Annotated in this window: 13 protein-coding genes; 6 read left to right on the top strand and 7 right to left on the bottom strand. The window is 70.6% G+C overall.

All coding sequences use genetic code 11. The features are described from left to right. Nucleotides 1–5 precede the first annotated feature (5 nt). Nucleotides 6–332 (top strand): BON domain-containing protein, encoded by a 327-nt coding sequence (locus tag LIN44_RS24850; RefSeq protein WP_227314914.1) that lies wholly within the window; start codon nt 6–8, stop codon nt 330–332. A gap of 254 nt (nt 333–586) precedes the next feature. Here LIN44_RS24850 and LIN44_RS24845 read toward each other — a convergent pair whose 3' ends face one another. The 5 genes from LIN44_RS24845 to LIN44_RS24825 all read right to left on the bottom strand — a co-directional run bounded on the left by LIN44_RS24845 (nt 587) and on the right by LIN44_RS24825 (nt 5,198). Further along, nucleotides 587–1,048, bottom strand: a complete 462-nt coding sequence (locus LIN44_RS24845; RefSeq protein ID WP_018005539.1) for a PRC-barrel domain-containing protein — start codon at nt 1,046–1,048, stop codon at nt 587–589. 73 nt (nt 1,049–1,121) lie between these two features. Beyond that, complete coding sequence (locus LIN44_RS24840) at nt 1,122–1,712, bottom strand: DUF6861 domain-containing protein (protein WP_227314913.1); 591 nt, start codon at nt 1,710–1,712, stop codon at nt 1,122–1,124. A 107-nt stretch (nt 1,713–1,819) separates the two neighbouring features. Further along, nucleotides 1,820–2,497 carry a hypothetical protein gene (locus LIN44_RS24835; RefSeq protein WP_227314912.1) on the bottom strand — a complete coding sequence of 226 codons (678 nt, stop codon included), beginning with the start codon at nt 2,495–2,497 and terminating at the stop codon, nt 1,820–1,822. Between the two features lie 226 nt (nt 2,498–2,723). Continuing rightward, nucleotides 2,724–3,638 (bottom strand): HAMP domain-containing sensor histidine kinase, encoded by a 915-nt coding sequence (locus LIN44_RS24830; protein WP_227314911.1) that lies wholly within the window; start codon nt 3,636–3,638, stop codon nt 2,724–2,726. 159 nt (nt 3,639–3,797) lie between these two features. Then, a complete protein-coding gene (locus LIN44_RS24825; RefSeq protein WP_227314910.1) occupies nt 3,798–5,198 on the bottom strand; it encodes a sigma-54 dependent transcriptional regulator in 1,401 nt (466 codons plus the stop codon). Nucleotides 5,199–5,582: 384 nt separating this feature from the next. Here LIN44_RS24825 and LIN44_RS24820 point away from each other — a divergent pair, with 384 nt between their 5' ends. After that, a complete protein-coding gene (locus LIN44_RS24820) occupies nt 5,583–6,632 on the top strand; it encodes a sigma-54-dependent Fis family transcriptional regulator (RefSeq protein ID WP_227314909.1) in 1,050 nt (349 codons plus the stop codon). Here LIN44_RS24820 and LIN44_RS24815 read toward each other — a convergent pair. Both LIN44_RS24815 and LIN44_RS24810 read right to left on the bottom strand, forming a co-directional pair. Further along, nucleotides 6,617–8,569 carry an ATP-binding protein gene (locus LIN44_RS24815; protein WP_370641697.1) on the bottom strand — a complete coding sequence of 651 codons (1,953 nt, stop codon included), beginning with the start codon at nt 8,567–8,569 and terminating at the stop codon, nt 6,617–6,619. The genes LIN44_RS24820 and LIN44_RS24815 overlap by 16 nt on opposite strands. A 256-nt stretch (nt 8,570–8,825) precedes the next feature. After that, a complete protein-coding gene (locus LIN44_RS24810; protein ID WP_227314907.1) occupies nt 8,826–9,830 on the bottom strand; it encodes an SDR family oxidoreductase in 1,005 nt (334 codons plus the stop codon). A 291-nt stretch (nt 9,831–10,121) separates the two neighbouring features. Between LIN44_RS24810 and ligD the strand changes: the two genes are divergently transcribed. The 4 genes from ligD to LIN44_RS24790 all read left to right on the top strand — a co-directional run bounded on the left by ligD (nt 10,122) and on the right by LIN44_RS24790 (nt 17,121). Then, the gene (gene ligD, locus LIN44_RS24805) at nt 10,122–12,932 is read left to right on the top strand and encodes a DNA ligase D (RefSeq protein ID WP_227314906.1); all 2,811 of its coding nucleotides are present in this window, start codon (nt 10,122–10,124) and stop codon (nt 12,930–12,932) included. A gap of 135 nt (nt 12,933–13,067) precedes the next feature. Further along, on the top strand, nt 13,068–13,469 hold the full coding sequence (locus tag LIN44_RS24800; RefSeq protein WP_227314905.1) for a hypothetical protein: 402 nt from the start codon (nt 13,068–13,070) through the stop codon (nt 13,467–13,469). Nucleotides 13,470–13,792: 323 nt separating this feature from the next. Further along, a complete protein-coding gene (locus LIN44_RS24795; protein ID WP_227314904.1) occupies nt 13,793–15,856 on the top strand; it encodes a response regulator in 2,064 nt (687 codons plus the stop codon). Nucleotides 15,857–16,074: 218 nt separating this feature from the next. Continuing rightward, the gene (locus LIN44_RS24790; RefSeq protein WP_227314903.1) at nt 16,075–17,121 is read left to right on the top strand and encodes a Ku protein; all 1,047 of its coding nucleotides are present in this window, start codon (nt 16,075–16,077) and stop codon (nt 17,119–17,121) included. The last annotated feature ends 32 nt before the right edge of the window (nt 17,122–17,153 follow it).

Here is a 17,153-nt window from a genome sequence, read left to right as displayed (position 1 = left end):
CCGCGATGAGCGCAACCCCTGCTGCGGATGACGAAGCCCTGCGCGTGGCCGTGCGCGCTGAGATTGCCGCGGCCTTCGACGGCCGCTTTCCCGACGGCGTGACGGTGGAGGTGGCCGACCGGCGCGTGACCGTGCGCGGCTGCGTGGAAGACGTCGACACCGCGCAGCGCGTGGAAAAGGCCGCGGCGGTCAGCCCCGGTGTGCTGGGCGTGCATAACGCGCTGTCGACGCGGCAGCCGCCTGCGCCCGCACCGCAGGGCCAGCCCGCCGGCAGCGGCAGGCATGCCGATCCGGCCGACAAGCCGGCCGGACAGGTGAACCACAAGGTCTGAGCATCAACGCTGCGAATGTGGTCTCCCCTCTCCCTTCTGTGGGAGAGGAGCGGGGAGAGGGCCGGCGTTGCCACGCAGTGAGGCGCCACCGTGCTTGCCATGCGCCTGCCCTCTCCCCCGGCCCCTCTCCCGCACGCGGGAGAGGGGAGCAAACAGCCTGGAATTTCCACATTTTTCAGTAATCTGGAAACGCAAAGGCGCCGGAGAAACCCTCCGGCGCCTGTTATCGACGCATCAGGCCTGCCGTGCCGCGCTCAGCCCCATGGGTCATAGCGGTCGGCTTCCCAGTACGGGGAGATGCCGTAGTACTGGTGGATGCTGGTGGCCCATTGCGAGTCGGCCATGGTCGGCCAGTGGTCCTTGTCGAAGCCGGGCGCGGCCTTGAGCCGGTCTTTCTCGACGCCGAGCACGAAACACTTGCGCCGCGTGTCCAGCGTCAGCGCGGACCACGGCAGCGCGAACAGCTTTTCGCCGATGCCGAGGAAACCGCCCATGGCCAGCACGGCATAGGCCACGCGGCCGCCGAGCACGTCGATCATGATGTGGTCGATGGTGCCGATGTCGTCGCCGGCCGGGTCAACCACCTTGTTGCCCTCGAGCGTGTCGGCCGCCATCACGAACGGCCCGGGTCCGGGGGAATTGCGGTCGATGCCGCCGACGATCGATGCGCCGTGCGGATGCTCGGCGCCGGGCGTTTCAGGTTGGACTGGATTCATGGATACCTCCGTTTGGCTGCTCGGGTGGCGGGTTGGAGCGGAATGCGGAACTCGGGGTGCGGGGTGGGGGGCGCTAGCGGCGCTCGCGCGTGTCCGCCGGCACCGGCGGCACCAGCGGGTCGAAGTCGGCCCAGCGGCCGTCGACCCACTGGCCGTCGGCGCGCTCGACATCCTTGGCGCCGCCCTGGCGCAACACGGTGGCGACCGTGTCCACCGTGGCGGTGTCGGTGCTGGTCAGGTGCGCCGCCAGCACGACCCCGGCATTGCGCACCGCGGGCTGGCCGGTGCGCGGATTGCGTCCGGCATGGCGCGCCAGCGCCAGCGCGCCCGCAAGCGAGCCCAGGTAGGCACCAAGCCCGACCGCGAACACCAGCACCAGGATCGACAGCGGTGGCGTTGCGCCCAGCGCGGCCACCAGCGCCGCGCCCACCGCGGCGCCGACGGCAGCGCCGATCAGCACGCCGCTGATGGCACCCACGCCAGACTTGCGCGCACCGGCGTCGGCGGCGTGGTCGCCGCCGATGGCATAGGCGGCGTGCTGCCCGGGCGGGTTCACGTAGAACAGGTTCAGGTCCTGGTCGGCAAACCCTTGCGCACGCAATCGGCTCGCCGCGGTTTCGGCGGTGGAAAAGCTGTCGAAGCGCCCAGCGATGATGGCGGACATGGTGGCTCCTTTTCGTTCATCGTGTGTTCGGAACCGCGGCGGGGCGTTGTGGCAGCCGCGCCGCGGCGCTTGGACTCAGGGTGGACTAAAGGGGGCAGGCACCCACCTCAGCGCTTGGCCGACTTGCCCGGCTTGGCGGGCCTGGCCGCGGTCCGGGTTGCGCTCTTGCCCCCGGCCGCTGCCCCGGTCTTTGCGGCAGGCTTGGCTATGCGCTTGGCGGCGGGCTTGGCGGCGGGCCTGGCCGTACCGGAACTGGCCGTCGATTTCGCGGCGGTCCTGGTCGCGGTCTTCGCAGCCGGCTTTGCTGCGGACTTTGCGGCCGGCTTTGCGCCAGTCTTTGCCGCAGGCTTGGCCGACCGGCCCGACTCCGCGGCGGCGCCCTTGCGCTGGCCGGCGGGTTTCGCGCCTACCGGCTGTTCCTGGCTTCCCTCCTTGAGCTTCCAGTCGACGTCGTCGCGCGCGGTGTGCGTCTTCTTCTCGGCGTGCATGGCAGCGCTGGGCGAGATCGGATCGCTCGCGGGGAAGGTCATCTCGAGCGAATCATCGACAGCAGCCTGGTAGGTCTTGGCTTCCTTGCCGCGCGACTTGGCGCCTACGGCCGGCTTGCCGGCTGCGCTCTTGCCCGCGGACGGGCCGCTGCTGCGGGCTGCCGGCGAGGTGCCGGCACGCGCGGATGCCGTGGCCCTGGTGGACGGCGCGGACCGCGTAGCGGTCGCGGACTTCGCCCGGGACGGCTTCTGAGCAACCTGCTCGGCCTGGGCGGACTTGCGGCTGGCGTTGGGCATGGTTGTTCCCTCCTTGGTTAGGGTGTTTCATCCATGCAAGGGGCGGGCCAGAACCTTGCCGGCAAAGCGGCCGGCCAGACCGGCACGCCACCACCGGTGTGAACGCTGCCATACCGCAGCGCGCAGCGGCCTGGTGCTGGCGTCGCGGGCAAGTGGTACGCGTAGCGTTGGCGGCAGTCTGGTAAAAACTACATCTGCGGCGGCCTCAGCTTCCGCCGCGGCGCCCTCAGGCGCGATGCATATGGCGCGGGAACCGGACCGCGATGCAGACGCTGACCTTGTCGCTGTCGCAGCCATCGCTCTCCGCGCTCAGCACGGCGCCGTGCATCTCCACCATGCGCCGCGTCAGCAGCAGCGCGCTGCTTTGCCGGGAGGGGGGCTCGCCGGCCTGCGGCGCGCGGCGGCCGAAGAAATCGGTCAGCGCCGCCAGCCGGCTGGCACTGCGCTGCGAATCCAGCGGCGGGCTTTCGGTGATGCGCAGCTTGACGTAGTCCGGCTCGCTGAACAGGTGCACGCTCACCGCGCCGCCCGTCGGCGCGCGCCAGATGCAGTGCACCAGCAGGTGCCGCAGCAACGGCGCCAGCCGCATGGCATCGCCGTCGACGTAGTAGACCGCCGCGGAGTCGGCCGGGTCCGGCGCGGTGGCGCTCGCGGTGGCGGTCGGGGTGGCCGGCCAGACCGAGCCGTCCGCGCTCAGCGGCGACAGCAGCACGCCGCGCGCCTCGGCGGCGGGGCGCCGGTCCGCAATGGCCTGGATCGCCAGCGCGCGCAGGTCCAGTTGCTGCCAGCGCGGCGGGCTCTCGTCGGCGAGCAGCCGCACCGCTTCTTCCATTTCCTCGATCAGCGCCAGTTGCTGCTGCATGCCGGAGCGGATGCCGTCGAGCGCGCGCTGCGCCGGCGCCGGGGTGGTATCGAAGGCGCGGTCCAGCACGTAGGCCCAGCTCTGGATGGCGTTCAGCGACGAGCGCAGGTCATGCGCGGACTGCTCGATCAGCGTGCTGACCTCGTTCACGCTATGCACCGGCTGCGCACTGCCGTTGCCGGCGGCCGCCTGCGCCTGCGGAGCGTGGAGGTCCAGCGGCGGCGCCGGGCGTTGCTCAGGAGTGTCCGGCATGCCGGACGGCGGGATTTGCTGCGTCATGTGCGGAGCGGCCGCAATGGCCAGTGGACATGGCAGGCCGGATCGGCCGGGGACATCGCCCTGCTGAAAAGCAAGAAACGTGCTGCGCGGGGCGCAACGTGCCCCGGCAAGGCCGCGCCGGCCTGCCATCCCCGTTGGCCCAAGCGCTGGCGCACGCTGTCACCCGGTTGCCGACGGCCCTGAGTCATTGCGCGAGGCGCGCAGCCACTCGGGCAATTCACCACGGGCAGCATAATCTTCCAGCCGGTTGTACAAAGTCTTCAGGCTGATGCCGAGGATTTCTGCCGCGTGCTTCTTGACCCCCGCGCACTGCTCGAGCGTGGCAAAGATCAGTTGCCGGTCGGCGTCGGCCAGCGACATGCCCACCGGCACCGACACCACCGCCGCCCCCGGCGCCTGCGTGGCGGCGACCTGCAGCGGCACCTGCGCTTCGGTGATGAGGTCGTCGTCGGCCATGATGAAGGCGCGCTGCACGAAGTTGCGCAGCTCGCGCACGTTGCCGGGCCACGCGTGCAGGCGCAGGCTGTCGAGCACATTGGGCGCGAAGCGGCGCTGCACGCCCTGCTCGGCATTGAGCTGGTCCAGCATCATGTTGGCGATCTGGATCACGTCGTCGCCGCGCGCGCGCAGCGGCGGCAGCTCCACCGGAAATACGTTGAGGCGGTGGAACAGGTCGGCGCGCAGCTTGCCGTCGGCCACCGCCTCTTCCGGGTTGCGGTTGGTGGCCGCCAGCACGCGCACGTCGGCATGGCATTCGCGGTTGGTGCCCACCCGCATGAAGGTGCCGGTCTCGAGCACCCGCAGCAGCTTGACCTGCAGCTCCGCGGGCATTTCGGTGATCTCGTCCAGGAACAGCGTGCCGCCGTCGGCGCGCTCGAAGTAGCCCTTGTGCTGGCGGTCGGCGCCGGTAAAGCTGCCGCGCTCGTGGCCGAACATCTCGCTTTCGATCAGCGTCGGCGAGATCGCGCCGCAGTTGACCGCCAGGAAGGGCTGGCGCCGCCGCGCCGACAGCTCGTGCACGGTCTGCGCGGCCAGCTCCTTGCCGGTGCCGCTTTCGCCGATCAGCAGCACGGTGGCCTCGGTGGGCGCCACGCGCGCGAGCTGGTCGTAGACCGTCTGCATCACCTCGGAACTGCCCATCAGGCGCCCGAAACGGCCGTAGCGGCGCAATTCGCCGCGCAGGGAATGGATTTCGGCGCGCAGCTCGCCGGTGGTGGCCAGGCGCTTGAGCACGGTCTGCAGGCGCGCGACGTTGATCGGCTTGACCAGGTAATCGGTCGCGCCCGCGCGCAGCGCTTCCACCGCGCTTTCGACGCTGGCGTAGCCGGTGGTCAGGATCACCTCGACGCCGGATGCGCCGACTTCCTCGAACAGCTCCATGCCGTTGCCGTCGGGCAGGCGCAGGTCGGCCACGATGGCGTCCGGCATGCGCCAGCCGATCTGCAGCCGGGCTTCACGCAAGGTGCCGGCGGTGGCGGAGGTGAAGCCTTCCATGGCTACGATCTCGGCCAGGGCGGCGCATGCGTTTTCGTCGTCATCGACAATCAGGATGTGGGGCATACGATCCGTCAGTGAGACCTAATGGGAACTCAAGGCAACAACCGCTCGAGGGCCTGCTTCCGGCACCGCACCGCTGCCGGCGGCTGAGTTCCGGAGATCCGTCGGCCCGCTCCATGCGCGGCGGGCACGACGGTGATGACAGGCACAGGAGGGCACGGCTTTGACTGCGGAATCGGGTCCGCGGGGGCGGGTCCACACTGCGTAATGCCAGTCTAAGCCTGGGCCGGCATGGTCGTTGCCGGTGTCCGTCTGACACAGCTGTCGGAAGTTTCCGCGCAGGCGCCCACCGCTATGGCAAGCCCCCACGCCAAAGGCTAGCATAGGAACTTCTCGGGGCAACCCGCTGCCCACCACCCTCGATCGGCCGATATCGTGCCAGTAACCGTGCCAGTCTCCGCCAGCACTTCGCGGCGCAGCAACGCCGCCTCCGCCTCGAGCCACGCCGCCGGCACCACGCCGGCCAGCGAAGCCGCGCCGCGCCGCGCCGTGCCGTCGCAGGTGTCGCTGCTGTGGGAAAGCACCTCGCCCGCGATGCAGCGCCTGCTGGCGCAGATCGCACGCGTCGCGCCCACCGATGTCACCATGCTGGCCGTAGGGGAAAGCGGCTCGGGCAAGGAAGTGGTGGCGCGCGCTGTGCATGAACGCAGCGCCCGCCGCAACGGCCCCTTCATTGCCGTCAACTGCGGCGCGATCCAGCCCACGCTGATCGAATCCGAGCTGTTCGGCCATGAAAAAGGCGGCTTTACCGGCGCGATCGAGCAGAAGGCGGGCTACTTCGAGCAGGCCCAGGGCGGCACGCTGTTTCTGGACGAAGTCACCGAGATGCCGCTGGAGATGCAGATCAAGCTGCTGCGGGTGCTGGAAGGCCGCACCTTCCACCGCGTCGGCGGCGATACGCTGATCGCCACCGATGTGCGCATCCTGGCCGCCACCAACCGCGACCCGGTCGAGGCCGTGCGCGGCGGCCAGCTGCGTGAGGACCTGCTGTACCGGCTGGCGGTGTTCCCCTTGCATATCCCGCCGCTGCGCGAGCGGCCCGACGACATCGTGCCGCTGGCACGCCACTTCCTGGCCGAATACAACGCCATGGAACGGACCGACAAGACCTTTTCGGCCGGCTCGCTCGACCGCCTGGTGCGCTACGACTGGCCCGGCAATGTGCGCGAGCTGAAGAACGCGGTCTACCGCGCCTTTATCCTCGCCGACAAGGTCGTGGAGATCGGCAATCCCAACCTGGCCACGCAGGCGCCGCGTCCCACCACCGTCGACGGCGTGGTCAACGTGCGCGTCGGCACCACGCTGGCCGATACCCAGCGCGAGATCATCATGGCCACGCTGGCGCGCTTCGACGGCGACAAGCGCCAGGCCGCGCGCGCCCTCGGCATCAGCCTGAAGACGCTCTACAACCGCCTCGACGCCTACCGCTCCTTGTGAGGCGCCGGTTCGGCCAGCGCGCGCGACAAGGTCTCGACCGACAGCGGCTTGGTCAGGTGCGCATCGAAGCCGGCCTGCCTGCTGTGGCGCTGGTCTTCGGCGGTGCCGCGTCCCGACAGCGCCAGGAACTGCACCGCGCGCCCGCCTAGGTTCTGGCGCAGCGCCGCCAGGACTTCATAGCCGGACATGTCAGGCATCTGCAGGTCCAGCAGCACGCAGTCGGGCCGGAACGGCACGGCCACCTCGACTGCCTGTTGGCCGCTGTGCACAGCCCGGGCCTCGTGGCCGAGCAGGGTCAGCAGTTCGGCCATGCTGTCGGCCGAGTCGGCATTGTCATCCACCACCAGCACGCGCCGGCGCGGCGCCTTGCCCGGCGGCAGCGTGGCGGGCTCGGAAGGACGCGCGGTGGCGCGCGGCAGGATTACGGTGAAGGTGCTGCCCTGGCCCGCGCCCGCGCTGTCGGCCTGGATCGCGCCGCCGTGCGCTTCGAGGATGGCCTTGGCCAGCGCCAGGCCGATGCCCAGCCCGCTGCGGCCGCCGGCGTCGCCCTCCTGCGCGAACAGGTTGAAGATCCGGTCCAGCGCCGCCGGCTCCAGACCCCGGCCGGTATCCGACACCGCGGTGATCACGCGCGCCGGCTCGACGCTGACATGCACGCTGATGGTACCGCCGCGCGGCGTGTACTTGGCCGCGTTGCTGAGCAGGTTCAGCAGCACCTGCCCGAGCCGCGCGGCATCGGCGCGCACATAGGGCGAAGCCTCCGGCAGCGCCACCACCAGCTGCTGCCCCGAGGCCTCCAGCGTGGGACGGATCGCTTCCAGGCTGGTGCTGACGACGTCGTTGTAGGACGTCGGCGTCAGTTCCATCTTCATCTTGCCGGCGGTCACGCGGCCCACGTCGAGCAGGTCGTTGACCAGCCGCTCCAGCTGGCGCAGCTGGCGATCGATGATCTCGGCGCAGCGGCGCACGCGCGGCCCGGTGTCGGGGGTCAGCACGATGACTTCCACGGCATTGCGCACCGGCGCCAGCGGGTTGCGCAGCTCGTGGGCGAGGATAGCCAGGAAGGACTGCAGCCGGCGGCTGCCGGCATCGAGCATTTCCAGCCGCAGCGTATCGCTGAGGTCACGCGCGGTCCACAGCAGGCTCTCGGGGCACCCCGCCGCATCGCGCACCAGCACCATGCGGGTGGCGCACCGCACCACCGAGCCGTCCTTGCGTGCCAGGCGTTCTTCGCCGGCCCACTGGCCGCAAGCCCGCGCCGCCTCCAGCGCGGCCTGCGGGCGCCCGGCGGCGGCATCCTGGCGGGTATAGAGCCAGGCCAGCGGCTGCCCCGCCGCCTCCTCCGCGGTGTGGCCGGCGAGCGCGCGCGCGCCCGCGTTCCAGCTGCGGATGGTGCCGTCCAGGCCGAGTTCGCACACCGCGGTGCAGGGCAGGTTCTCGGCCAGCAGCCGCAGTTTGTCCTCGGCCAGGCGGGCATGGTCGGCCGCCGCCTGCTGCACGGTGGTGTCGCGGCACGACACGATAAAGCCGGCGTCCGAGGCGCCATCGGGCAGGCCGGCCACATCGATGCGGCGCATCTCGCAGCTGGCCTGCAGCAGGCTGCCGTCGCGGCGCACGCGCCAGCCCTGGTCGCGCGCATGGCCGCTGCGCGCGGCCGCACCCAGCCATTGCTGCGGCAGCCCCGCGGCCACGTCCTCGTCACGGTGCAGCCGCGACACATGGCTGCCGGCGATCTCCGCGGCGCTGTAGCCGAACAGCCGGCGCGCCGGTTCCGGCCACGCCACGATCACGCCGTGCGCGTCGAGTTCGAACACTGCGCAATCCTGCACCGCGTCGAGCAGGCGGCGATATCGTTGCGCCAATTGCAGGACATCACCCTCGCCGGATGGCTCCACGGGGGTCGAGCGAACTTCGTTTGCCGCTTGCAGCCCTGGCATGATTCCCTTCGGTAGATGGGGTTGACGGCAGTCGGCCTCGCCGTTGTGGTGCACCTTATGCAGCCATGGGCCCGTGCTGCCCACAGCGCCAAATGCCCGCGGAGGCGGGCAGTCCAGTCAATGATAGGCGCTCGCGGCCCATGCGCCACCCAATATGTCGGCGCACGGGAGCAAACCCGTTCGGGAGAGAAGGAAAATGGTGGCCCGCCGCACGCATGCCGTCTGCGGCAGCGCGCAGGCGGGGCGCAGGCGCGCGCTAGCGGCGACGCCGCTGGACCATCGCCGCGACCGCGGCCGAGGCTCCGACCACCAGCGCCGTGGTCAGCATGGGGTAGCGCGCGGTGGTGGTGTACGGGCACGAATGCAGCGCGGCGTGCGTGCCGGTGCGTTCCTGCAGGCCGCTGCCGCTGCCGTAGAGCGCGTTGTCTTCGAGCGGGCCGGCCGGATGGCGGGTCTGCTGCGCGCGGCCCATGAAGCGGCGCATGAAGCGGTCGAAGGTATGCGGCGCATGGTACGCGGCCGCCGAGAAGGCCTTGGCCGCGGCGCCGACGAACAGCTCGCGGCGCGGGTTCTCCGCGGCGAACAGGATCGCGTCGGCGGCCAGGGCCGGGTCATACAGCGGCGGCGGCAGGCGCGGCTCGACGTCGAGGAAATTCTTGGCGTGCATCGCCAGCGGGGTTTCCAGGCCGGCGGGCTTGATCAGCGTCACGCTGACCGGCGCCTGCTCCTGCTCCAGCTCCAGCCGCAGCGAATCGGTAAAGCCCTTGATCGCATGCTGCGATGCCGAGTAGGCGCTCTGCAGCGGCATCGGCCCGTCGGCGGCCTCGCTGCCCATGTTGATGATGGCGCCGCCGCGATCGCGCAAATGCGCCGCGGCCGCCAGCGAGCCATGCACGGTGCCCCAGTAGTTGGTGTCGAACAGCCGTCGCTGGTCTTCCAGCGGCACGTCGCAATGGCGCCCGAAGATCGTCACGCCGGCGTTGTTGATCCAGGTGTCGAAGCCGCCGAAGCGCTCGATCGCGGCGTGTGCCACCTTGCCGACCTCGTCGTGCCGGCCGACGTCCGCGACCACGGTGATCACTTCCGTACCCTGCTCGCGCAGCTCTTCCGCCAACTGGTGCAGCGACCCCTCGCTGCGCGCCACCAGCACCAGGCGTGCGCCCTGCTGCGCCGCCTTGCGCGCAGTGACCAGCCCCACGCCGCTGCTGGCGCCGGTCAGCACAATGACCTGCGAGCTGATTTTCTTCAAGGTGGGTTTCATCTGCCGCTTCCTCCAGTGGGAGACCCGGCACGGCGCCGGGCGTGCCGGTGGGAAGTCGCAAGGAGCGTTCCCGTCGCGGAGCAGCCGCGACCGCGGCACCCAGGCATGACGCGCACGGCAGATTTACAACGCCCGGTAAGAACCACATGGCTTCGGGGGCGCACCGGTCATGGTCGCCGCGCTGTTCGTTCGGGGGGGCCCGCCTGCGGGTGCCGCATGTAGGACGAGCGCCGATTTCAGCGCGGGCATGTGCTGCCTAAGCTGGATGCATCCACGCAACCGGCGACCGCCATGGCCAAGACCACTCCGCAGGACTCGCGCGCACGGCGCGCCGCTGGCAAGGGCGCGGCCAAGCCTGCCGCCGGCAAGGCGCGCAAGCCCGGCACCGGGGCCGGCAAGACCACAGCGGCAAAGCCGGCAACCAGCCGGTCGACCGGCGCACGCCCGGCAGCACGCGGCGCGGCAGCGGCCGCCGGGACGCCGGCGGCGCTCGACAAGTACCGCCGCATGCGCGATTTCGGCGCCACACCGGAGCCCAGTGGCGGCGCAGCCCGCGCCACGCCGCGCAAGCGGGCCGCGGCGCTGTCGTTCGTGATCCAGAAGCATGCGGCGCGGCGGCTGCACTACGATTTCCGGCTGGAACTCGGCGGCACGCTGAAGAGCTGGGCGGTGCCCAAGGGACCCAGCCTGGATCCCAACGACAAGCGCATGGCGGTGCATGTGGAAGACCATCCGATGGACTACGCCGGCTTCGAGGGTGTGATTCCAGCCGGGCACTATGGCGCCGGTACCGTGATCGTGTGGGACCGCGGCACCTGGGTGCCGGTGGGCGACCCCGAGGCTGGCTATCGCAGCGGCAAGCTCAAGTTCGAACTGCGCGGCGAAAAGCTGCACGGCCACTGGACCCTGGTGCGCATGCATGGCAGCCGGCAGAAGGAGCAGGACGCCTGGCTGCTGATCAAGGAACGCGACGATGCCGCGGTGCCGGCGTCGGAGTTCGACGTGGTCGAGGCCATGCCCGACAGCGTGCTGGGCGGCACGCAGCGCAAGCCCGCGGCCAGGCGCGCCAGCGCCGGGAAGGCGGCTGAGGCGGCCGAGACAGGTACATCGGCAGCGCAAGCTTCCATGCGCGCGCTGAAGCCGCCGCCCGGCGCCACGCGCGCGGCGCTGCCGCTGGCGCTGGCGCCGCAACTGGCGACGCTGGTCGAAAAGCCCCCACCCGACGCCGAAGCCTGGCGCTACGAGATCAAGTTCGACGGCTACCGGCTGCTCGCCCGCATCGACGGCAAGGATGTGCGGCTGTTCACCCGCCAGGGCCACGACTGGACCAGCAAGCTGCGCGCGCTGGCCCGCGATGTCGGCGCGCTGGGCCTGCCCGACGGCTGGCTCGACGGCGAGATCGTGGTGCTCGGCAAGCACGGAGAGACTGACTTCCAGGCCTTGCAGAATGCGTTCGATACCGCCCGGGTCGAAGCCATCCAGTACTTTGCCTTCGACCTGCCCTACTTCGCCGGCCATGACCTGCGCAAGGTGCCGCTGGTGGAGCGCCGCGCGCTGCTGCGCCGCATCTTCGAGCACAACACCTCGGCTCGCCTCCAGTTCAGCGAAGACTTCGAAGCCAGCGCGGGCGACATGCTGGATGCGGCGTGCCGCATGAAGCTGGAAGGCGTGATCGGCAAGCGCGTGGACTCGGGCTACGTCAGCGCGCGCAGCAATACGTGGATCAAGCTCAAATGCACCTTGCGCCAGGAGTTCGTGGTGGCGGGCTTTACCGATCCCAAGGGCAGCCGCAATGGCATCGGCTCGCTGCTGCTCGGCGTGCACGACAGCGGCGGACGGCTGCGCTACGCCGGCAATGTCGGCACCGGCTTCGACACCCGCACGCTGGACGAGCTGCGCGCGCAACTCGATGCGCTGCGTGCCGATGCGTCGCCCTTCCACGCGGTGCCGGCCGGCGTGCGCGGTCATTGGGTCAAGCCCAGGCTGGTGGCCGAAGTTTCGTTCGGCAGCTGGACTCGCGAAGGCCGGGTGCGCCATGCGGTGTTCCATGGCCTGCGCACCGACAAGCCCGCCGGCGCGGTCTCGGTGGAGCAGCCGGCGGCGCCCGCCGGCAAAGGCAAGGCGGCGGCCACGACGCGCGACAAGCCAGCCAGCAGGCCTGCGCCTGGCTCAAAGGCGGGCGCGGCAAAGCGCCAGACCGCGGTGGGCGGCAAGGTCTCGATCAGCAACGCCGAGCGCGTGATCGATGCCGAATCGGGCCTGACCAAGGGCGAGCTGGTGCGCTACTACGAACGCGCCGCGCCGCTGATGCTGCCGCACCTGCGCGGGCGCCCGATCGCGATGGTGCGGGCGCCATCGGGCGTGGGCGGAGAGCAGTTCTTCCAGCGCCACAGCGACACGCTGCGCGTGGACGGCCTCAACGTGCTGGACCCCGGCCTATGGCCGGGACATCCCGCGCTGCTGGAGATCGCCTCGGCCGAGGCACTGGTCGCGGCCGCGCAGCTCAACGTGGTCGAGTTCCATACCTGGAACGCGAGCAAGCGCAGCATCGACCGGCCCAACCGCATCATCTTCGACCTCGACCCCGGCGAGGGCGTGCCGTGGACACAGGTGCAGGAAGCGGCCGCGCTGATGAAGGCGCTGCTGGACGAGCTGGGGCTGGCCAGCTTCCTCAAGACCAGCGGCGGCAAGGGCCTGCACGTGGTGGTGCCGGTGACGCCGCGCGCCGGCTGGGACGAGCTGAAGGATTTCGCCCGCGACGTGGTGCTGCATGTGGCCGCGACGCTGCCGCAGCGCTTCGTCGCCAAGAGCGGCGCGCGCAACCGGGTCGGCAAGATTTTCATCGATTACCTGCGCAACGGCATGGGCGCCACCACCGTGGCGGCGTTCTCGGCGCGCGCGCGGCCGGGCCTGGGGGTGTCGATGCCGGTGGCATGGGAAGAACTGGACACGCTGACCAGCGCCGCGCAATGGACCGTCGCCAACGTCGAGGACGTCGAGGCGCGGCTGGACGCGCTGGAAGCGGCCGACCCGTGGGCCGACTACGCCGGCACCCGGCAGGCCATCACGCGCGCCGCGGGCCGCCTCGCGCGGGCCGGATAGCGACCGCGCCGAAGGCTGTCGCGGCCTCTGGCCGGCGGCACATTTCTTGCCCCTTGGTGGCGAGCGCGTCCGGGCGCTTCCCCTTCTGCCAATCGCAAACCACGCCGGGACGGCAACACCCTATGGAGACTGACGATGCCCCCACTCCAGATCCTCTCAAACCTCCGCGCTGCCGGCACTACCGGAGCCGCCCCGCTCAACCGCCGCGGCCTGCGGCGGCTGCTGGTCTCATGCGCCATGCTGTCCTGCGCGGCCGCACCGGTGCAGGCAAAGCTGCCTCCGCCCACGCCCGAGCAACAGCAGGCAGCCGAGGCCAAGAAAGCCAAGGAAGCCGAGACCGCCAAGCAGCAAGCCGATGCGCTGGCCGCGGTGCAGGACCGCATTGCCGCGCGCTTCGGCAAGGGCACCGACTACAAGGGTTGGACCGAGCCGGGCAAGATCCCGCAGAAGGCCGCCGAAGCGCCGCGCTCCACCGGCCCGCACGGCGGAACCTCGCCCAGTGCCGAGGCCCACAGCGGGGAGGCGGCGCGCCGCTAGTCCCGCTCGCCGGGCCAGATACCGGCATGCTGGCCCGGCGAATTCCTCACCAGCCCCAGGCTTCCGGTGGCGTCGCCCGCCCGGCACGCGTCTTGCCACGGCGAAGCAGAACGGCCTTCGCAAAGCAGCGCGGCCATGTTGATCGACAAGGGGGACGAGATGATCAGGGGGATGGGAGATTGCAAAATCTTCAAAGGCAGTGTGCGGCACCGTAGTACGTTTTACACAGCGCCCGCGCCAGCCCGCGCGCTTTTACACGCCGTGGTCGGGTCTGCTCGCCAGTCCGGCCGCGCGCGCACGGCCATGGCGTCGAGTGTGCAGCCATGAAGCCGCACGCCAACCGGGCCCCGCTGATCCTGAACGTCGAGGATCGCGAAGGGCCGCGCTACGTCAAGAGCCGCATCCTGCATCGCGGCGGCTTTTCGGTGATCGAGGCTGTGACGGGCCATTCGGCGTTGTCGCTGGTGCGCCAGCACGCGCCGTCGCTGGTACTGCTGTCGGCAAGGCTGCCCGACATCAGCGGCCTGGAAGTGTGCCGCCTGCTGAAGGAGGATCCGCAGACGGCGCGCACGCTGGTGTTGCTGACCTCGCCCGGGCTGGCCCAGTCGCGGCAGCGGGTCGAGGCGCTGAATTGCGGCGCCGACGGTTACCTGGTGGAGCCTGCCGAACCCGAGGAAGTGCTGTCGAGCATCCAGGCGCTGCTGCGCCTGCGCGGAGCCGAGGACGCCTACCACCGCACCTCGCGGGCCCTGCACGAGCATGAGGACATGTTCCGCCAGCTCGCCGAATCGCTGGCCGACGTGGTGTGGATCCTGGATCCGGCGACCCGGCGGCTGCTGTTTGCCAGTTCGTCGCTGGCAACGGTGTGCGGGCACTCCGCCGAGCAGTTGATGGAAGACCCGCGCCTGTGCCTGGAACGCGTGGCACCGGCGGACCGCGCGCGCGTGGAAGCCGCGGTGGAGAGCATGCTGCGCGATGGCCGCATGGACATCGAATTCGCGCTGACGCTGCCCAGCGGCGAGCCGCGCGAAGTCCGCGCGCGCGCCTTCCCCGTGCGCAGCCAGGGCAGCGCCGACGACACCGGACACGCGCAGGCGGCCGCGGACCATCCGCCGCTGCGCATTGCCGGGATCTGCCAGGACGTGACGCTGCAGAACCGCGCCGGGCGCGCGCTGCACGACGAGGAACGGCGCAAGGACCAGTTCCTGGCGATGCTCGCGCATGAACTGCGCAACCCGCTGGCGCCGCTGCGCAGCGCCGCGGACCTGCTGCAGCAGCTGGCGCCCACGCGCGAGGACATGTTCCGCGCGCGCGACATCATCGGCCGGCAAGTGCACCACCTGACGCGCCTGGTCGACGAGCTGCTCGACATCTCCCGCTTCAACCAGGGCCGCATCACGCTGCGGCAAGACCTGGTGGAGCTGCGTACCGCGCTCAATACCGCCGTGGAAGCGGTGCGTCCGGTGCTCGACGGCTACCGCCACACGCTGCGGCTGTCGCTGCCCGAACAGCCGCTGCCGGTGCGCGGCGACCTGGTGCGCCTGACGCAGATCTTCAGCAACCTGCTGCAGAACGCGGCCGCGTACACCCCGGCCGGCGGCATGATCTCGGTCGAAGCCGGCTTCGACGAGAGCGCGCCGGAAACCATTCCCGATGCCGTCTCGGGCGGGCAGGTCACGGTGCGCGTGCGCGACAACGGCACCGGCTTGTCGGAAGCGCTGCAGCGGCAACTGTTCGATCCGCTGGCCCCGCCGGACCCGGCCAATCCGGCGGCCCGGACCGACGAGAGCGACGAGAGCGAGGTTGCCACGCAAGCCCCGCGCAGCGCTTTTGCGCATGACGGGCCGGGCATCGGCCTGACGCTGGTGCAGAAGCTGGTGCAGCTGCACGGCGGCACCATCCGCGCCTTCAGCGCCGGTCCCGGCCAGGGCAGTACCTTTACCGTGACGCTGCCGGTCGAGCCCTGGCAGAACTGGCACCCCGGTTCGGGCAAGGCCGGCCCGCGCCGCAGCGTGCCGCGCCGCATCCTGGTGGTGGACGACAACGTCGACGCGCTCGAGGCGATGACGATGGCGCTGCAGGCCATGGGACACACGGTGGTGACCGCCCCCGACGGCCCCAGCGCGCTGGCGCGCGCCAGCGCCGCGCGTCCGGAGGTGGTGCTGCTGGATCTCGGCATGCCGGCCATGGACGGCTTTGAAACCGCGCGCCGGCTGCGCGCGCTGCCCGAACTGCGTGGCGCCACGCTGGTCGCGCTGACCGGCTTCGGCCAGCCCGAGGACCGCCGCCGCGCGCTGGCAGCGGGATTCGACCAGCATCTGGTCAAGCCCGCCGACCTCGACGCGCTGACGCGGCTGCTGGACGAGCTGGACCACGAGCGCGCCTAGCGCCATGCCGGCGCCGGCCTTCACCCGATCACCCAAGCCATCGACAAGGAGTTATCCGTGCATACCACGCCCGATCCCGACATCCCGCCGCGCGAGCCCGAAGTCCCGCCGCCCGAGCCGCCGCCGGGCCCGCCCCAACCCGTGGAAGACCCGCCTCCGGGCGACATGCCGCCACCGCCGCCGCAACGCGCGCGTGACCGTGGCAAAGGAGCGATCAAGTGTCTCGCATCATCTGGAAAGGCGCCATTGCCTTCGGCCTCGTCAACATCCCCGTCGTCCTGCGCCCCGCGTCGCGCAGCCAGTCGCTAGACCTGGACCTGCTGGACGTGCGCGACATGGCCCCGGTGGGCTACCAGCGCATCAACAAGAGCACCGGCAAGCCGGTCGACAAGGAGCATATCGTCAAGGGCTACCAGTACGCCAAGGACGAGTACGTGCTGCTCAACGAGGAAGACTTCCGCCGCGCCAATGTCGAGGCCACGCAGACCGTGGACATCGTCAGCTTTGTCGATGCCGAAAGCATTCCGCCGTACTACTTCGACACCCCGTATTACCTGGAGCCCGACAAGCGCGGCGAACGCGGCTACGCGCTGCTGCACGAAACCATGCGCCGCACCGGCAAGGCCGCGCTGGCGCTGGTGGTACTGCGCGCACGCCAGCACCTGGCGGCAATGCTGGTGCACGGCGATGCGCTGGTGCTGAACACCATGCGCTTTGCCGACGAGGTGCTGCCGATTGCTGAGCTGCGCCTGCCCAAGGCCGCCAGCGGCAAGCCCACCGGCGCGCACGCGCGCGAGATCGAGATGGCCACCAAGCTGGTCGACGACATGACCGAGGACTGGGCGCCGGAGCAATACCGCGACACCTACCGCGACGACCTGATGGCCCGCATCGAGGAAAAGATCGAATCCGGCAAGACCCACCAGCTGACGCCGCCGGCGGAAGAGGAAGAAGCTCCGCGCCAGGGCGCCAAGGTCATCGACATGGTGGCGCTGCTGCGCCAGAGCCTGGGCAAGCGCGGCAAGGACAAGCAGGAAGACGAGACCGAAGCCGAAGCCGAGCCCGCCCCCCGCAAGACCCCAGCGCGGCACGCCGCGTCGCGCAAGCAGCCGGCAGCCAAGCGCACCAGCGCGACACCGGCCAAGCGCGCCGGCAGCACCGGCGCAAAGACCGCCGGCACCAAGCGCGCGCCCGCCAGGCGCGAGTCGCACGCCCCCGCCGCGCGCAAGAGCGCCGGCACGACCGCCAAGAAGCGCGCGGCCTGACGCGGTGCGTAGCGACACTGCAGCAAGAGAGA

The organism is Cupriavidus sp. MP-37, assembly GCF_020618415.1.
Lineage (GTDB): Bacteria > Pseudomonadota > Gammaproteobacteria > Burkholderiales > Burkholderiaceae > Cupriavidus.
This window is presented reverse-complemented; position numbering and strand designations above follow the sequence as displayed.